The following is a 19,363-nucleotide window of genomic DNA, read 5'->3' as shown; positions in this document are numbered from 1 at the left end:
ATATAGACTACATCAATTGACAAAATAACGTAATATCACGGCATTCTACTGAGGATTATGGCTCAAATTGTCATGCAAAATCAAAGGGGGATAACAACTTTTCAGCCACTTGATGTTGAACTGCGTAACGTTTTCAAGTTTTTTAACCAAGAACCGGCAGTAAATGGAATCGATTTGGATGTCAGACAGGGAGAATTTTTTAGTATTTTGGGCCCCTCCGGTTGTGGTAAAACAACAACACTGCGTTTAATCGCTGGGTTTGAAATTGCTGACGCTGGCAAGGTGCTGATTCAGGGTCAGTCCATGACTAATGTGCCGCCTTACCGCCGACCCGTCAATACTGTATTTCAAAGTTACGCTTTATTTAACCACCTGAATGTCTGGAATAACATCGCCTTTGGACTGCGGTTAAAAAAAATACCCAAATCGAAAATTGAAGCTAGAGTCAAAGAAGCTTTAAAACTAGTGAAAATGGAAAGTTTGCGATCGCGCTTTCCCAATCAACTTTCTGGTGGTCAACAGCAGCGAGTGGCCTTGGCAAGGGCTTTAGTCAACCGTCCCACCGTTGTACTATTGGATGAACCTTTAGGGGCGTTAGATTTAAAACTACGTAAAGAAATGCAGGTTGAGTTATCAAATTTACACAAAGACTTGGGATTAACCTTTGTAATGGTGACACACGACCAAGAAGAAGCATTGTCTTTGAGCGATCGCATTGCCGTGATGAATCAAGGCAAAATTGAGCAAGTTGGCACTCCCAGCCAAATTTATGAACGTCCCCAGACATCTTTTGTTGCTGATTTTATTGGCGATACTAATTTATTTAGTGGTGAAATCGTTGCAGTAGACTCATCTAATGTGCAAATTTCGACAAAGACGGGACTCTCAATTGTCATTAGCCGCGCTGAAGATACACCAACTGAATTATCACAAGCTGTAGTAGTGAGTGTGCGTCCAGAAAAAATACAGCTTTCGCTTTATCCACCCAATTTGCCAGCTAACTGCTTTGAAGGACGGCTGATCAACGTGATGTATTTGGGTACGCACGTTAATTATGTTGTGGAATTAACAAATGGCATTAGGATCAATGTGTTGCAACCTAATACTTTTGGCACTTTACCAGACCGCGATACGCCTATTTATGCCTGGTGGGCAGAAACTGATTGTTTAGCTATTATTGATATAAAGTGACGGCAAACTAGTATCAGCTTATAGGTGAAGAAGACAGCCGCCCCATAAGGAACATAATGTTACAGTGGCAATTTAATGCTGAATTGGAATTGTAATGACAAACTCTGTTCCTTCTGCTGGTGTGGAATGACACTCAAGTTTGCCACCATGTGTTTCTGTAATGATTTGATAACTGATAGACATTCCCATACCTGTGCCCTTACCCACAGGCTTGGTGGTGAAAAACGGATTAAAAACTTGTTTTTGAATCTGTTCTGCCATACCTATTCCGTTGTCAGCGATCGCAATTTTTACCCAAGCTGAATCTATTACTGAGGTACGAATAGTGATCGCGGCAGTTAACAACCCAGATATTAAATTGTCCATTCTCAATTGTTCTAAAGCATCAATGGCATTCGCCAAAATATTCATGAATACCTGATTGAGTTGTCCACCATAACATTCCACTAAAGGTAATGTGTCATAGTCTTTGATGATTTGAATCGCTGAAAGTTTTGGTGTTTCTTGAAAGCGATGTTGCAATACCATTAGAGTACTATCGATGCTTTCATGAATATCCACTGCTTTAAACTCAGCTTCATCTATGCGTGAGAAGGTTCGTAACGACAGCACAATCTGACGGATGCGCTGAGTGCCAACTTTCATCGAACTCAATAATCTTGGTACATCTTTTTGGATGTACTCTAGGTCAATTTCCTCGCACAAAGCTTGAAATTCCAACTTATTACCAGATTGCTGCTGATGGTGAATTATTCGTAACAGGTCTTGAGTATATTCTTCAAGATAGATAAGATTACCGTGAATAAAATTAACGGGGTTGTTGATTTCGTGGGCAACTCCAGCCACAAGTTGACCCAAACTAGACATTTTTTCTGCTTGAATCATTTGTGCTTGAGTTTGTCTGAGTTCTCTAAGAGTTTGCGCTAAATTTTCCGTTTGTTGTCGCAGTTGGTCTTCCATCTGTTTGCGCTCATTGATATCCCTGGCGACACAAACAACGGTATTTTCAGTCATTTTGGCAATATTTGCCTCAAACCAAACCTCTTGTTCACCGATAGGCAAGCTATATTCTACCTTCAGAGTTTTTTTAGTTAAGAGTACTTGTTGAATAGAGTTGAGAAAATAGTTGGCACAAGCAGAGGGTAAAACCTCATGTATTTTTCTGCCTAGCAGTTCCGCAGGAGGTTGATAGAGTAAGGGCGCACCACTAGGAGCGATTTTTAAGTATCTTCCTTCGGCATCCAAGACAAGAATCACATCCTGCATAGCGTTGAACAAGGCGAGTAATTCTGCTTGCGAGGCTTTGATTAATTCTTCAGCTTGTATGCGACTGCTGATATCGCTAATAGCGCCATGAAGACCAATAATTTCACCTTCTGAGTCGAAAATTGGCGAAGCCACTGACCTCATCCAGCACCAATTTCCATCCTTTTTTTGGTGACGAAATTCTATTGCGATTCGTTGCCCTTTGGTTTCCACCATTTCTTGGATTTTTCTCTGGGCTAGAGGGAAATCATCAGGATGAAGCAGGGGGGCAAAGGGTTGACCAATTAGTTCTGAAGGTTCCCATCCTAAAACATTTTTATACTGTGGTGAGACATAAGTAAAAAGACCTTCCACTGACATAGAAAAAATCAGGTCGCTGATATTTTCCACGAGTTGGCGATACTTAGCTTCACTCTCAGCCAAAGCAGTTGCCGCCGCTTGATAATGCCGTCCGCGAATTTTATTTGCTGATTCCACAAAGGTAGAATTATCTGCCAATTTTGACTGTAATTCTATTAGTTGTAAATCCTGTGGGACTTGATCAGTAACTAATTCCCAAATTTGATGTTGTTCGGCTAACAGCGTAGTTGAATAAAGGTCTTGCAATGCTTCTAGCTGTTGCAGCAATTGGGCATTTTGCTGACGTAAAAGCAATATCTCTTCATTGATTTTTTCAGTACACATGTTCAACTCCAATTTAGTTTATTTAGAGGCAGGACTTACGCAAAAATTGCTAAAAGCTTAATTTATCCAACCGCCTTCTCTTCCAGAGGCTTCCGCTAACGTAAAGCGTCTGAGAAGATGCCTTTTCTGCATGAACGCTACGCGATCGCGTGCAAGTGGGGTGACAGATATCTTCTTAGCTAAAGTTGGTCTACTCAGCACTGTTTATTGCCGCACTGGAATTGCGATCGCAAACTCTGTACCTTTTCCTGGGGAGGAGTTGCAGTGTATTGAACCCCCGTGTTTTTCCACAACAATTTGACGGGCGATCGCTAATCCTAAACCCGTTCCTTTTCCCACAGATTTCGTTGTAAACAAATGGTCAAATATCTTTTGCTTGACTTCTGTAGTCATTCCTTTACCATTATCAACAATACTAATCTTCACCTGGTTATCTACAAAGAAAGTTTGAATGGTAATGCAGTTAGGATTCGCTTTGATTTCGGCAAAAACTCGATCGATATTTGATTCTTCTAAGGCATCTATCGCATTAGCCAGAATATTCATAAATACCTGATTTAATTGACCAGGAAAGCAATTAATTGCCGGAATATTCCCGTAGTTAGTGACAACTTCAATCGCCGGACGAGTATCATTAGCCTTGAGGCGATGGCGTAAAATCAAGATAGTGCTATCAATTCCTTCATGGAGGTTGAACTTTTGTTTTTGGTCGCTATCGGCACGGGAGAAAGTACGAAGACTCTTGCTGATAGATTTGATGCGATCGCCACCATCCTTCATGGCTCTAATTAACTTGGGTAAATCTTCTCGTAAATATTCCAAGTCGATTGTCTCTAATTCCTCTGCAATTTCAGTCCCCGGTTGAGGGAATTTATCGTTGTAGAGGTCAATCAACCTCAATAGGTCATTGATGGAATTTTGGACAGCATCAACATTGCCAATAATACAGCCGACGGGATTGTTGATTTCGTGAGCGACACCGGCGACTAAGTTACCCAGCGCCGACATTTTTTCACTTTGGACTATTTGTAATTGGGCATTTTGCAAGTCGGCAAGAGTCTGCTGGACTTGATTGTAAAGTCGGGCATTTTCTAGAGAAATAGCGACTTGGGTGCAGAGAAAGTCGAGAATAATGATGCGATCGTCGGTAAACACACCAGTGGTTAAGCGATTTTTGAGATACAAAATACCAACCAAATGTCCTTGATTGAGAATCGGTAAACACAGTACACTTTTAGGCTGCTGTAGTGTCAAATAATCCTCAATTACAGGTAAATCGGTTTTTAGGTCGTCAATCACCACGACTTGTTGAGTATTTTTGACATATTGAATCAGTTTGACAGGGAGATTGGGGTTGTTTTCCAGGGGTTCGGAGTACAGTTCAGTTTCGGTGGGTGTGGCGATCGCCCGCACTTCCCAAACTTCATTCTCCGAAGGTAAGATTAACGCACAGCGATCGCCACCCGAATTTTGCAGAATAATTTGGGTAAGTTGGTGGAGCAGATCGTCTAACTGAATCGTCCTCGCAAGTGCTTGGGAGGCTTTGAGAATGCCAGCAAAATCGAGGGTTGTATTGATGCTGGAACTGCTAGAAGTTTTGCGGCTGCTGGAATGAATCGAATGGTTGGGAGTGGCTATCGTTGCTAATGTGCTTAACACTGTTATCGAGGGATCGGACTGTTGCAAAATCGGAAAGAGCAAGTCTGGATAACGGTTTTCTAAGTCATCAGTTTTGGCTTTGGCTTCCCAACGAGCATAGCAGTAATAAGCTTCCTGCATATAGCTTGCGGCAACTTTCTCTTTACCCCAATCGAGGTAAAATTTAGCGGCAAGTTCGTTTGCTAAGGCTTCTTCTTGGATATATTCATTGGCTTTGGCTAGAGTTATGGCGCGATCGAACAGTTCAATTGCTTCTGCTTTCTGTCCTGATAAAATACTTAAAATAGCATTAACTAGATCGTATTTATGAGCAAAGTTTTCCGGGCAACTAATTGCCCAGAGACTGAGTTGAGCTTGGTTTGACTTAACTTTTTGAATGTAACTATTGTCTAAGCCTAGAGCAAGGTACTGACCCTGCAAGGTGAACATCATAATCGCTAGGTTAAAGGCTTCGGCTCTTTCAAGTTGTCGTTTGGCAAAGCTAGAAATTGTTTCAATAATGGCTAGAGAAGATTGAAAATCTCCAGACAAATATTTAGCTTCTGCTAAATTGAAATAAACCTCTAGGGAGTTTTCATAGTCTTGCTGCCAACTATTTGGAGGCAAACAGCGTTCAGCTGCGGTAAAGTAGTTTACAGCAACCCCATAGGCAGTAGCTTCTTTAGCCCTTTTCCCGGCAATGTAGTTTAGTCGTAAAAGTTCTGAACGTTCTTCCTGGTTTAGATGCAGATTGAAACCTTGATTTAAGTGATTAACGATCGCAAAAATTTTGCTACCTTGTTCTTCCGGTGAAGCATTAGCCAGCAGAAGGTTGCCAATTTTGAAGTGAGTTGCTTGTTTTAAACCGTCAGGAATAAGAGAGTAAGCTGCTTGCTGAACGCGATCGTGGATAAAGAGATAACTCACGCTGAGGTTATTCATCGCTTCTATATCTTCAATATCATGTTCATTCCCTTGGAAAAACTTGTAGGTTGAGTTTTCTGGGATGACTAACCCCTCTTGAAGCGATCGCCACAAGTTTACTGCTACACTATCTTGACTAGCTTCACAGACTATTGCTAATGTTTCTAAATCAAATCGATTACCAATGCAAGCCGCTAACTTTAATACTTCTTGTGTTGCTACTGGTAGCCTCCGCAATCGTCGGGTAGTAAATGCAACTACATCATCTGTCAATGCTAATTGCGTCACCTCGCTTAAGTTGCACTGCCAATAACCGGATAAACGATTGAAAATAATACATTCTTCCTCATACAGTGCGGATAAAAACTGGATTGTAAAAAATGCGTTTCCCTGAGTTTTTTGGTAGACCAACTGCGAAAGTGATGCAGCGATATCATTGCAACACAGCAATGTATCGGCAACTAAACAGGTAATATCTGATTCCTCCAAAGGAGCCAAGATTAAAGTATTAAGATTGACACCTCGTTGTCTGATCTCATTCAGGGTTAACATCAGTGGATGAGCCGGAAAAACTTCATTATCCCGATAAGTTCCGAGTACTAGTAAATAGCCTGCTTCCGACTCGCTCATCAACAATTTCAACAAGTTCAAAGAAGCAGAATCAGCCCACTGTAAATCATCGAGGAAAATCACTAAAGGATGTTCTTTCTTCGTAAATACCTGAATAAATTTGCCAAACAGCAGATTAAACCGATTCTGAGAAGCACTACCAACTAGCTCAACTACCGGAGGTTGGGAACCAATAATGTGTTCTAGTTCGGGAATGACTTCAATCAGAACTTGTCCATTTTCACCAACAGCAGCCAGAATTTGCTTTTTCCAGCAAGCTAGTTCTACATCAGATGCGCTCAAGAGTTGTCCCATCAAGCTGCGGAAAGCTTGGACAAAGGCGGAAAACGGAATGTTGCGATTGAACTGGTCATATTTGCCTTTGATGAAATAGCCGCGCTGTCGGGTGATGGGTTTGTGGACTTCATTCACGACTGCTGTTTTGCCAATACCAGAAAAACCAGCCACCAGTATCAATTCAGAACTACCACTAGCAACACGATCGAAGGCTTTCAGTAAAGACTGAACTTCATTTTTTCGTCCATAAAGTTTGTCAGGGATGATAAAGCGATTGCACATATCCCGTTGAGCAATGGGGAAGTCTTCTATTTTGCTTGTTTGCTTCAATTGAACCAAGCAGTTTTCTAAGTCATATTTCAGCCCTAATGCACTCTGATATCTATCTTCAGCATTTTTCGCCATCAACTTACTAACAATTGCAGAGAGTACAGATGGAATTGCTGAATTAATTTCATGTACTAAGGTTGCTGATTTCGCCAGATGACAGTGTACCAACTCCATCGTATCCTCTGACTGAAATGGTAAAACTCCCGTCAGTAATTCGTAAAAAGTTACGCCCAAAGAATAAAAATCAGTGCGGTAGTCAATCCCGCGATTCATCCGTCCAGTTTGTTCTGGGGAAATATAAGCAAGTGTTCCTTCCAGTACATTTGGATTGATGAGTGTTTGGGTTTCTCGTGGTAGCAGAGATGTAATACTAAAGTCAATTAATTTAACTTGTTTGGTTTCGGGATTAATTAAAATATTGGCGGGTTTGATATCTTTATGAATAATCTGGCCGCGATACAATATATCTAAGGCATTGCACAGTGCGATCGCTATTTCTAAAAACTCCATCAAAAATTCTAAGCTTCTCCCCACTACTTCGGCTTCGCTCAGTACAAGTCCCCAATCCTTGAGAGAAATTCCCCCAAAATCTTCCATTACCAACGCATAACCATTTTGATACGGTTCTAGGCTATAGGTTTGGACGATCAGAGGTGAGTTGAGATTTTTCGCTATGGTGTACTGATTACGAAACGACAAAAGTTCGCCAAAACTCGGATAAGGATTTTTCAGCAACTTAATCACTACGGGTAATGAGTCAGTCTCTCGATACCCCCGATAAACGATGGTTTTGGAACCATTGTAGAGTTCTTCGCTAACCTGATATCCGGGAATATTGACTCTCGTACTAACCATACTGCTAAATCTTTAAGACTCCAGATATAGTGTTCCCAGATATCAAGCGAACCCGTCGCTCCACAACTTGAAATTTTCAGGATTTAGACTCAAAGAAAATCGGCGCTAATCTCATCCATTCTTTACGAAACGCGGCGCGAACAAGGAGTATCCGAGATTCATACCGGAATTTCAATCGTAAATTCTGTACCCTGACCCAGAACCGAATTAAAACTTAATTTTCCACCGTGGGTTTCTTCAACGATTTGACGAGCGATCGCTAGTCCCAATCCTGTACCTTTACCAACAGCTTTCGTCGTAAATAAATGGTCAAATATTTTTTGTTTAACTGATTCGCTTATTCCCTTGCCATTATCAGTAATGGAAACTTTAATTAGATTATTTTCGACTGAGGTTGTAATTGTAATGCAGTTAGGATTGGCTTTAATTTCTTCAAAGCTGAGTCCATAATTAGATTCATCTAATGCATCAATAGCATTAGCGAAAATATTCATAAATACCTGATTTAATTGACCGGGAAAACATTCTACTTGAGGTAAATTACTGTAGTTGGTGACAACTTGAATCGCCGGACGTTGTTCATTGGCTTTGAGACGATGTTTGAGAATTAAAATTGTGCTATTAATACCTTCATGAATGTTAAATGGCACTTTGTAATCTTGGTCTGCACGAGAGAAAGTTCTCAAACTTGTGCTAATGTTCTTTAGCCTGTCACACGCCATAGACATAGAATCAATCATCTTGGGTAAGTCTTCTAAGCTATAATCCAAGTCGATTTCTTCGGCGTGGTCTTCGATTTTATCGCTTTTGTTGGGTAAACTTTCTTGATATAGTCTGAGATGTTCAACAATATCAGCAATAGTAGGTTTCGCTTGTTTGAGACTAGCAGCAATAAAACCAAGGGGATTATTCATTTCGTGAGCTACACCCGCAACTAAGTTTCCGAGTGCAGACATTTTTTCAGTTTGCACCATTTGTAATTGTGCTTGTTGCAGGTTTTGTAAAGCAGTTTCTAGCTCTTGGGCTTTTTGTTGAAGTTGGACTTCGGCAACTTTGCGATCGCGTAGCGCAGTTTGCTGTTCTGTAATATCATCTACTAGGGAAGCAACTCCGATTGACTCGCCATCTGCATTTACAAGTGGATTGTTATACCAAGTACAAATGATGATTTTACCATCTTTTGTCACATTTTCATTGATACTGTAATTGCCGCCCTGCTGCGATATAATTTCGACGCTGACTCGCTCCATTTCTGCTTGAATTATTTCAGGAATAATGAATTTGAATCCACAACCCAAAGCCTCTTCTTTGCTGTAGCCAAATATTCTTTCTGCGGCTGGGTTCCAGTCAGTAACTTGATAATTGATATCCCACTCGATAAATGCTAATGGAGTTTGCTGAACCAATAGCTGGAGTCGTTGCTGGGATGCTTGAAAGACTGACTGGGCGGCGCTTAACTCCTCAAGCGATCGCTCTAGCTGTTGGGAATACTCTAGCGATCGCTCATAAAGTCGGGCATTTTCCAAAGAAATTGCTGCTTGAGCGCACAGTAAGTTGAGCAGTTCGACGCGATCGCTAGTAAATGCCTCCGTTGCTAAATTATTTTCTAGATATAAAATGCCCATCAATTTACCTTGATGCAAAATCGCGCTACACAAGATACTTTTGGGCTGCTGGTGCATGATATAAGGGTCGTTGGCTAAAGTCGGATCGGCGATCGCATCAAGTATCACAGCAGTCTGTCTATCATGCTTCACTTTGTAAATCAGCTTCAGGGGAATATCTTGACTATCCTCAACGGGAATACGTTGCAACACAACTGGCTCTGACCCTTCGGTAATTGACCCTTTGATCAACAGGCGATCGTCTCGCAAGAGCATTAACACGCATTTATCAGCCCCGGCATTTTCGATGACGATTGAAAGCAACAATGAAAGTAGATTTTCCAGTTCGATTTCACCGGAAATAGTATGAGAAGCTTTGAGAATAGTAGCTAAATCTAAAGCCACAGAAACATTACTACTGGATATGGCCGAACTGGTGGAGGTGACACTACCCAATGTGAACAGAGTTTCGTGAGTGGAGAAAGGAGAACGGGTTTGCTCTAATATAGGTCTAAGTAGTTGCGGATAGCGAGCTTCTAGGTCAGCGACTTTGGCTTTTGCACCCCAACGCGCATAGGCATAGTAGGCTTCAATCATGTAGTCCCCAGCAATGCGCTGTTTGCCCCAATCTAGGTAGAATTTGGCTGCCAGTTCGTTAGCAAGTGCTTCTTCTTGCATATATTTGTTAGCTTTGGCTAGAGTTATCGCCTTGTCGTAAAACTCAATTGCTTCGGCTTTTTGTCCTAATACTCGACATTTTTCCGCCTCTACCAAATCAACCTTATGTTGATAATTCATAGGTGCATGATATGCCCATTGCTGTAACTTGGTTTGGTTTTCTGTTACACCCTGCAATGCTTCTGATGTTTCATCTAACTGTGGATTCAATTGTGCCAGAGTTAGCAGAGAATCATAAAGATAAAATACTGGTTCGGTGACTAATCCCGCACCAGCCATAAAATAGCGCCTGACTTCAATAGCATGATTTTTCGCTGGCTCAATTTCTCCAAACAAGAAACAAAGCATTAATTTATATAAATAGAAAATATACAATCCATATCCATCATTGGCGGATTGTAGCTGCTGGAGAAATTCTGTTTCTTCAAGGGCTTTTCCAGACAAAAGGGTGGTGTGTTCTGCAAAACCCAGCAGATTTAAAACTGGTTGCCAATAAATCCGACAATAATTTGCCGTTGTCAATTGATTTAATTGCATCAAACTATGGCAGTAGGCGCTCATATCCTGCTCTAAGGTAGCCAGGGATTGATTACTCCAAAAAGAATTGAGACAAAAACTGTGGCCATTGTACCCAGCAAATACAAGGCTTCCAAATTCTAGGGCAGTGGTGTAACCTTCTTGCAAAAGGGGTAGTGTTTCTTGGATGTGAGAGTTGCGGTGTACGATAAACAACCCCAAGAGCATCAAAACCTCTGTTTTAGTGGCTTTGGCATCGAGTTTTGAGATAATCTGGAGTGCCAGAGAACCAAACTGCGTTCCCGTATCTACGACTTGGAAGAAATTGCAGAGAATATTGCCATAGTTGGCATAGCCGAAAGTAGAAGTCGATGTGTTACCGTACTGAATCGAGAGTTTAACGGATAAAGTATTCAGCAATGGGTACAACGGTGAGCCAGTGAGGTAAGCTGCTGGGCTAATGATATTGGCAATCTTCAGAATAGCGAGTTTTTCGGCATCTCGCATCTGTGGCAAGTTAACCAAATCGGCAATTTGCCTATCTCCAATCAGTTCCTTGATCTCTTGGATTTCTTGTTGCAAATCTGATGGTGTAGGTGTTTCAGGAAAAGTAACACCAAGCTGTTGTAAGACTGGTTGAGCAAGTGCGATCGCTGAGGTCAATTTACTTTGGAAAATATGCGATTGAATTCTAATGCAATAAACATTAACCTTTTCTAATAAAGAATGTGCCTGTTGAATAACAGTATCAATGAACTGTTCCATCACCTCAAAATTACCATTTAGCAGTGCTACTTCTGCCGCTAATTCATGCAATGCGAGGGTCATTTCATACTGCTGCTGCCAAGTATTTTCTCCTAACAAAGACAATCCTACTGTGATATATTCACGCGCTGCTTGATAGGCGGTGGAATTTTTGGCTTTGCGAGATGCAATTAGATTAAGTTGTGCTAGTTCATTTCGTTGAGTTTGTTCGCTAATTAAAACCGTGCCGTAATTTAATTGATTGACGATTTCAAAAATCCGGTCTTCTCTTGCTTGTGCGGAAATCTGTTGCAGCAGCAGTTGTCCAATTTGGTAGTGAGTCGTCTGTTTTTGGTCATCAGGAATTAGGGAATAAGCTGCTTGCTGTACTCGGTCATGTAAGAATTTGTATGTAACAATCAGTTGATTTTCCGATGTAAGTGCTTGATTTTCTTGCCCGACATAAAACTTATAAACTTCACCGATAGGTAAAATCAACCCTTCTTGCAAAGCTTTCCACAAAGTAGCTGCTGTCTCAATTTCCGATTGCTGCAAAACAATCGCCAAAGTTGCTAAATCAAAAGAGTTGCCAATACAAGCCGCTAACTGCAAGACATTTTGAGTCGATGGCGGTAATTTTTGTAGTTGCAAACTCATAAAAGTTACAACGTCATCTGTAACTGCTTGAACCGTCACTTCTGATAAATTGCATTGCCAACAGCCTAACTCAAAGTCAAATTGAATTAATCCATCTTGATGCAATGCTTTGAGAAATTGTGTGGCAAAAAACGGATTTCCTTTAGTTTTTTGATAAATCAATACAGAAAGATGCCATGCTACATCTTCTGAACATTTGAGCGTATCAGCTATTAACTTATTTACTTGCAATTGACTCAGTGGTGCTAAAGTAATCGTATTAATCTTTGCTTGTGATTTCGCAATTTCATTCAAAGTCAACATCAATGGATGTGCTGGATTGACGAGGCACTGCGTTGGACGGGTTTCCCGGCTTGAAGCAAGTGCCGTTTCGTTATCGCGGTATGCACCAATAATAAAAAGATGGCTTGTATCAGCCATTAATAGCTGCATCAACTTCAATGATGCCGAATCTGCCCATTGCAAATCATCTAAAAATATTACTAAAGGATGTGATGCACTGGTAAAGACTTGGGTAAACTTTTGGAATAATAAATTAAAGCGATTTTCTGCTGCTGTTCCTGATAACTCTATTGCTGGTGCTTGTTCGCCAATAATTCTTGAAAGTTCGGGAATTACTTCAATAATTACTTGACCATTTTCACCAACAGCATCTAATATTTTATTTTTAAATTGCTGAATTTGGACATCACTTTCTGTTAATAATTGCTCCATTAAATCCCGGAATGCTTGCACAAAAGCAGAGAAGGGAATATTGCGTTGAAATTGGTCATATTTGCCTTTGATAAAATAGCCGCGTTGTCTGACAATTGGTTTATGCACTTCATTAACAACGGCTGTTTTCCCAATTCCGGAAAACCCAGCAACGAGCATCATTTCTGTTGCACCTAGACTTACTCTATCAAATGCTTGCAGCAGGGTTTGAACTTCAGCTTCTCGTCCATAAATCTTATCAGGAATTATGAAGCGATCGCACACATCCCTACGAGCAATTTCAAACTTGTGAATTTCGCCATCAACTTGTAGCTGATTTAAACAATTTTCTAAATCAAACTTCAGTCCTAAAGCACTTTGATATCGATCTTCGGCATTTTTTGCCATCAATTTCATCACAATGTCACAGAGAACTTGAGGAATCTCTTCCCTATCCTCTATTTCCTGTGCCCTATCCCCTAAAAGTGGTGGAAGTTTAGCAATATGACAATGCACCAATTCCATTGGCTCATTTGATGCAAAAGGTAAATTTCCTGTAAGTAACTCGTAAAATGTCACACCCAAAGAATAAAAATCAGTTCGGTAGTCAATCCCCCGATTCATTCTTCCTGTTTGTTCTGGGGAAATATAAGCGAGTGTTCCTTCTAAGATATTGGGATTGACTAGCGTTTGGGTTTCTCGTGGTAGTAAAGATGCAATACTAAAGTCGATTAATTTAACTTGTTTGGTTTCGGGATTAATCAGAATATTGCTAGGTTTAATGTCTTTGTGAATAATCCGTTCGTGGTAGAGTATATCTAAGGTATTGCATAGTGCGATCGCAATTTCTAAAAACTCCTGTAGAGATTTTCCCCTTTCCTTGATTCCCCATTCCTTGAGGGAAATCCCGCCAAAGTCTTCCATCACTAGCGCATAGCCATTTTGATAGGGTTCTAGGCTATAAGTTTGAACGATTAGCGGTGAGTTGAGATTTTTCGCTATGGTGTACTGATTCCGAAACGACAAGAGTTCGCCAAAACTCGGATGAGGATTTTTCAGCAGTTTAATAACTATAGGTAATGAGTCAGTCTCTCGATATCCTCGATAAACAATGGTTCTAGAACCATTGTAGAGTTCTTCGCTAACCTTGTATCCAGGAATATTGACAAGAGTGCTAACCATACTGCTAAATCTTTAAGGCTCCAGATTTAGTATTCCCAGATGTCTGAAGTTGTTTACTAAACGAGCCAAAAATTACACTGGAAATTCAATCACAAATTCTGTACCTTCACCAAGAACAGAGTTACAACTCAATTTACCGCCGTGGGTTGATTCAACGATTTGTCGAGCGATCGCTAACCCCAAACCCGTACCTTTACCTACAGCTTTTGTCGTAAATAAATGGTCAAATATTTTTGATTGGACTGCTTCACTCATTCCTTTGCCATTATCTGCAATGGCAATTTTTATGAGGTTATCTGTTATGTAAGTGCTAATAGTAATGCGGTTGGAATTGGCTTGAATATCTTCAAAACTTCGTCCAATACTTGACTCTTCTATTGCATCAATGGCATTCGCAAAAATATTCATAAATACCTGATTTAATTGTCCAGGAAAACATTCTATTTGAGGGAGATTGCCGTAGTTAGTGACAACTTCAATCGCTGGACGTTGTTCGTTGGCTTTCAGACGATGCTTGAGAATGAGAATGGTACTATCAATACCTTCATGGATATTAAACGGCACTTTGTAATCGCGATCGGCACGAGAGAAAGTGCGGAGACTAGTGCTAATGTTTTTCAGTCTGTCGCACGCCATTGTCATGGAATCAAGCATTTTTGGCAAGTCTGATAAGCTATATTCTAAGTCAATTTCTGATTCATGGTCTTCGATTTCTTCACTCTTATCGGGTAAAGTTTGTTGATAAAGTTTTAAGTGGTCAACAATATCAGTAAAAGTTGGTTTAGCTTGTTTGAGGCTGGCAGCAATAAAACCTAAAGGATTATTCATTTCGTGAGCGACACCAGCAACTAAGTTACCCAAAGCAGACATTTTCTCACTTTGAATCATTTGTAATTGTGCTTGTTGAAGGTTATGTAAAGCAATTTCTAGCTGTTGGGAATACTCTAGCGATCGCTCATAAAGTTGGGCATTTTCTAAAGAAATTGCAGCTTGAGCGCAAAGTAGGTTGAGGAGTTCGACGCGATCGCCACTAAACGCCCCTTTTGCTAATTTATTCTCTAGATATAAAATGCCCATCAACTTACCTTGATGCAAAATCGGGCTGCACAAAACACTCTGAGGCTGCTGACGGATAATATAGGGATCGTTAACTAAAGCGATCTCTGCTGTTGCATCCACTAAAACAACAGTCTGATTGTTGTGCAAGACTTTGTAAATGAGCTTGTGGGGAATGTCCTGGCTTTCCTCAACGGGAATGCTTTGTAACACTAATGGTTGCGTTCCCTGGATAATTGAGCCTTTAATTAGCAGGCGCTCCTCTCGCAAGAGCATTAACACGCATTTATCGGCCCCCGCATTTTCGATGACAATGGAAAGCAACGATGACATAAGTTTTTCGAGTTCGATTTCGCCTGAGAGTGTTTGGGAAGCTTTGAGAACGGTTTTTAAATCTAGAATATCTGAGATACTGCTGCTAGAACTGGAAGAAGTGGTAGATGTCACAGTTCCCAAAGTGAAGATAGTTTCGTGAGTAGAAAGAAGCGAACGGCTTTGCTGTAATATTGGCGCAAGTAATTGCGGATAGCGTCTTTCTAAGTCGGCGACTTTGGCTTTTGCACCCCAACGGGCATAGCAGTAGTAAGCTTCTTGCATATAGCTGGCGGCAACTTTCTCTTTACCCCAATCGAGATAGAATTTAGCTGCAAGTTCATTTGCTAAGGCTTCTTCATTGGTATAACCGTTGGCTTTAGCGCCCGCAATGGCCCGCTCATAGCCATCAATTGCCTCCGAGATATTGCCCAAAACTCGACATCTTTCTGCTGCCAAGAGAACTACCTTGTGCTGGTGATTCATAGGGGCATTCTCTGCCCAGGTTGATAGGTTAGTGTGATGCTGTTCTGCTAAAGCAAGTAGTTGTAACTGCTCATCCTCAGACTTACCTGCTACCACCGCTAAATAGGTTAACCCCCCATAGAAATGCACGGCGGGAATATGCAAAAAGCCGACAATATTACCTAAATATCGGTTAACTTCATTGAGATATTCAAGGGCGCGGTTATAATCACCAAACAAATAAGCCAAGATCAGCTTGTAGGTGTAAGCACTGCCCAAGCCTGTTAGTTGCTTATTTTGAAGGTACTGTGGAAATATTTTCGTCTCGTCATAAGCATCTCCAATCAACAGAGTTGGTTGATGGTTTTTTTCAAGCAAGCGCCCAAAGAATTCTTGGCTCATTGTTAAGTAGGTTAGGGCATTATCCTGCTTTAGTGAAGCAATGACCGAACAAAACTGAGCAACTTCTGATTGAAGGGCAGATAATTCCTTTCCGGCATAGAAATAAGCGTAAAAATAGTGGGTTATACAATAGCCTAAATACAAAAAGTCACCGACTTCTATTCCAGCTAAATATCCCTGCTTTGCTAAAGCAGCCATAGAAATCATAGATTCTTTTTGATGCTGGACACAGGCAGCAAAATTAAGGATTGTCAAACACTTGTACGCTTTTGCATTGAGCTGATCGATTAAAGTTAAAGCCATTTTCCCGAAGCGATAGCCCCGCTCGAGTTGACCCAAGCCCGTCGCTAAGACCAAGCTATAGGTAGAATAGCCAACACTCGAAACAGGAGCATTGCCAAACTGGAGCGACAAGCTCACAGTTTTCGCACAAACAAAGGGCAGAAATGCAGGTTTAGCTAGAAATACCATTGGCACGATCGTTCCCAGCAGTTCCATTGCAGCAATTGTCGTCGGGTCAGTCATTGCAGGCAAGTTGACCAAATCCTCAATGACTTTCCCCTCTAGCTCGACTTCCACATTTTGTAAGGTTTGTTCGCTTAGGCTCGGTGTGATGTCTGAGGGAAATTCTATCCCTAATTGAGTGATGGCTTGGGCAGCAATGGCGATCGCATCCGCCAATTGATTCTGAGCCGTCAATACCCTGATTTGCACCATGTAAACAGGCACTTTATCCAAGACCGTCTGAGCCTTATCCAAAACCTGTTGAACTTGGGCGATTGCTTCCTCAAAATCAGCCTTTAAACAGGCCACATCTGCGGCGATCTCATGGAGTTTTAAGCTCAACTCATACTGAGTTTCCCAACTATCTTCCGAGAGTAATTCCAGTCCCACCGTCACCAAGTCTCTCGCCGCGCCGTAAGCGGTTGCCTTTTTCGCTTTTTCGATCGCAGCTAGATTTAGTCGAATCAAAGACTCACGCTCGGCTTGATGACTTAGCAACCCACGACTGAGATTTAGATGACTGACAATATCAAATAACTTCTCCTCTCGCTCTGCTGCTGACAAACGAGTTTGGAGTAACTTACCCATTTTCAGGTGAGTGGCCTGTTTTTGGTCTTCAGGAATTAGTGAGTAGGCGGCCTGTTGCACGCGATCGTGGAAAAAGCGATAGTGAATTTGCTCAGAAATCTCTTCACTCAGCGATCGATGCTCCTGGGGTTGGTTATCATCCAAATAAAACTTATAGATTTTACTCTCCGGCACAATCAGCCCCTCTTGGAGCGCAGACCACAAAGTCAAGGCTACTTGAATTTCGTCTTGTTCTGAAACAATCGTCAAAGTCTTGAGGTCAAATTTTGCCCCAATACAAGCGGCAAATTTAAGCTGTTCTTGGGTGGTAACGGGCAGTTTTCGTAACTGCAAAGCCATAAATTCCACCACATCATCGGTTAAGGCTGCATCCTGTACCTGCACTAGGTCGCATTGCCAGTGACAAACCTCCCGGTCAAAAGTAATCAGACTATCTTGGTATAATGCCTTGAGAAATTGGGTCGCAAAAAACGGATTGCCCTGGGTCTTTTGCATGACCAGGTTGGTTAAGGGCTGCACAGCGCTTTGTGAGGCTTGAAAAGCATCAGCAATTAGGTGATTGAGGCTCTCAGCACTCAAGGGACTGAGGGTAAGAGTTTCAAGGGTAACATCGGCATCTTCTAGGGCTTTAACTGTCATCAAAAAGGGATGACCGGGAAACACTTCATTATCTCGATAGGCTCCTAAGACTAAGAGACATTGAGAGTGAGATTGGGCTTGGGTCAACAAACTTTGCATGAGGTCTAAGGAGGCGGAGTCAGCCCATTGCAGGTCATCGATAAAGATGACTAGGGGATGTTCTACCTTCGCAAAAACCTGAATAAAGTTTTGGAACAGACGGTTAAAGCGATTTTGGGCTGCCTCGCCGGAGAGCTCTGGAGTGGGAGGTTGCGACCCAATAATCCGTTCGAGTTCAGGAATTAAATCGATGAGGACTTGACCGCTATCTCCTAGTGCTTTGAGCAGCTTTTCTTTCCAGGTTTGTAACTGCCGATCGGATTCTGAGAGTAGTTGATTCATCAACTCTCGCAGTGCTTGAACAAAGGCTGACAGGGGAATGTTGCGGTTGAATTGGTCGAATTTACCTTTGATAAAGTAGCCTTTTTGCTGGGTAATGGGTTTGTGGACTTCGTTGACTGCGGCGGTTTTACCAATCCCAGAGAATCCCGCCACTAGCATGAGTTCTGAACTGCCTTGGGAAACGCGATCGAAGGCTTTAAGTAATGCTTGAACCTCAGTTTCTCGACCGTAGAGTTTATCGGGGATGATGAAGCGATCGCACACATCCCTTGTTGCAATTTCAAACTTGTGAATTGACCCAGTTGCTTGCAATTGTTCTAAACATTTTTCTAAATCAAATTTTAAACCCAATGCACTTTGATATCTCTCTTCGGCGTTTTTCGCCATCAATTTCATGACGATATCACCTAAGACTTGGGGAATTTCTTTTTTTGTTTTGCTCGTCAGTTGTTCGGGAAGTTTTGCAATATGAGAATGTACCAACTCCATTGGCTCGTTGGATGCAAAAGGTAACTCTCCTGTCAGTAATTCGTAAAAAGTAATTCCTAATGAATAAAAATCTGTGCGATAGTCAATCCCTCGATTCATTCTGCCTGTTTGTTCTGGGGATATATAAGCTAGTGTTCCTTCTAACACATTGGGATTGACGAGAGTTTGCGTTTCTCTTGGTAATAAAGATGCAATACTAAAGTCAATTAATTTAATTTGTTTGGTTTCGGGATTGATTAATATATTGCTGGGTTTGATGTCTTTATGTATAATACGCTCTTTATAAAGTAAATTTAAGGTGTCGCACAGAGCGAGCGCAATGTTTAGAAACTCCTGTAGAGATTGCAGATTCCCCCTGAATTTCCATTCTTTGAGAGAAATCCCGCCAAAATCTTCCATCACCAATGCATAGCCATTTTGGTACGGTTCTAGGCTATAAGTTTGAACTATCAGAGGTGAATTCAGATTTTTGGCAATGGTGTACTGATTGCGAAACGACAAGAGTTCGCTAAAACTCGGATAGGGATTTTTCAGTAGTTTAATGACTATCGCTAAGGAGTCAGTTTCCCGATCCCCTCGATAAACGAGTGTTCTCGAACCATTGTAGAGTTCTTCAGTTATGCGATATCCAGGAATCCTAACAAAAGTGCTGACCATAA

General features: G+C 41.4%; 6 protein-coding genes. 1 reads left to right on the top strand and 5 read right to left on the bottom strand.

The features are described from left to right. Positions 1-57 precede the first annotated feature (57 nt). Positions 58-1,191 carry an ABC transporter ATP-binding protein gene (locus tag RMX98_RS02135; RefSeq protein WP_322678951.1) on the top strand — a complete coding sequence of 378 codons (1,134 nt, stop codon included), beginning with the start codon at positions 58-60 and terminating at the stop codon, positions 1,189-1,191. A gap of 72 nt (positions 1,192-1,263) precedes the next feature. Here RMX98_RS02135 and RMX98_RS02130 read toward each other — a convergent pair whose 3' ends face one another. The 5 genes from RMX98_RS02130 to RMX98_RS02110 form a co-directional block, all read right to left on the bottom strand. Next, complete coding sequence (locus tag RMX98_RS02130) at positions 1,264-3,141, bottom strand: PAS domain S-box protein (protein WP_322678950.1); 1,878 nt, start codon at positions 3,139-3,141, stop codon at positions 1,264-1,266. Positions 3,142-3,198: 57 nt separating this feature from the next. Further along, on the bottom strand, positions 3,199-3,342 hold the full coding sequence (locus RMX98_RS02125) for a hypothetical protein (protein WP_322678949.1): 144 nt from the start codon (positions 3,340-3,342) through the stop codon (positions 3,199-3,201). 3 nt (positions 3,343-3,345) lie between these two features. Further along, complete coding sequence (locus RMX98_RS02120; RefSeq protein ID WP_322678948.1) at positions 3,346-7,794, bottom strand: AAA family ATPase; 4,449 nt, start codon at positions 7,792-7,794, stop codon at positions 3,346-3,348. A 158-nt stretch (positions 7,795-7,952) separates the two neighbouring features. Next, a complete protein-coding gene (locus RMX98_RS02115; protein WP_322678947.1) occupies positions 7,953-13,868 on the bottom strand; it encodes an AAA family ATPase in 5,916 nt (1,971 codons plus the stop codon). A gap of 72 nt (positions 13,869-13,940) precedes the next feature. Continuing rightward, positions 13,941-19,361, bottom strand: a complete 5,421-nt coding sequence (locus RMX98_RS02110) for an ATP-binding sensor histidine kinase (RefSeq protein ID WP_322678946.1) — start codon at positions 19,359-19,361, stop codon at positions 13,941-13,943. Between the last annotated feature and the right edge of the window lie 2 nt (positions 19,362-19,363).

The sequence above is a fragment of the Nostoc sp. DedQUE02 genome, assembly GCF_034531035.1.
GTDB lineage: Bacteria > Cyanobacteriota > Cyanobacteriia > Cyanobacteriales > Nostocaceae > Nostoc.
The sequence above is the reverse complement of the archived record's forward strand: the minus strand, read 5'-3'. Positions and strand labels throughout refer to the sequence as shown.

What these genes read in the sequence shown, in the direction of transcription:
- RMX98_RS02130 (WP_322678950.1), bottom strand. Translation starts at nt 3,141, where the DNA reads ATGTGTACTGAAAAAATCAATGAAGAGATATTGCTTTTACGTCAGCAA.
- RMX98_RS02115 (WP_322678947.1), bottom strand. Translation starts at nt 13,868, where the DNA reads ATGGTTAGCACTCTTGTCAATATTCCTGGATACAAGGTTAGCGAAGAA.
- RMX98_RS02135 (WP_322678951.1), top strand. Translation starts at nt 58, where the DNA reads ATGGCTCAAATTGTCATGCAAAATCAAAGGGGGATAACAACTTTTCAG.
- RMX98_RS02120 (WP_322678948.1), bottom strand. Translation starts at nt 7,794, where the DNA reads ATGGTTAGTACGAGAGTCAATATTCCCGGATATCAGGTTAGCGAAGAA.
- RMX98_RS02110 (WP_322678946.1), bottom strand. Translation starts at nt 19,361, where the DNA reads ATGGTCAGCACTTTTGTTAGGATTCCTGGATATCGCATAACTGAAGAA.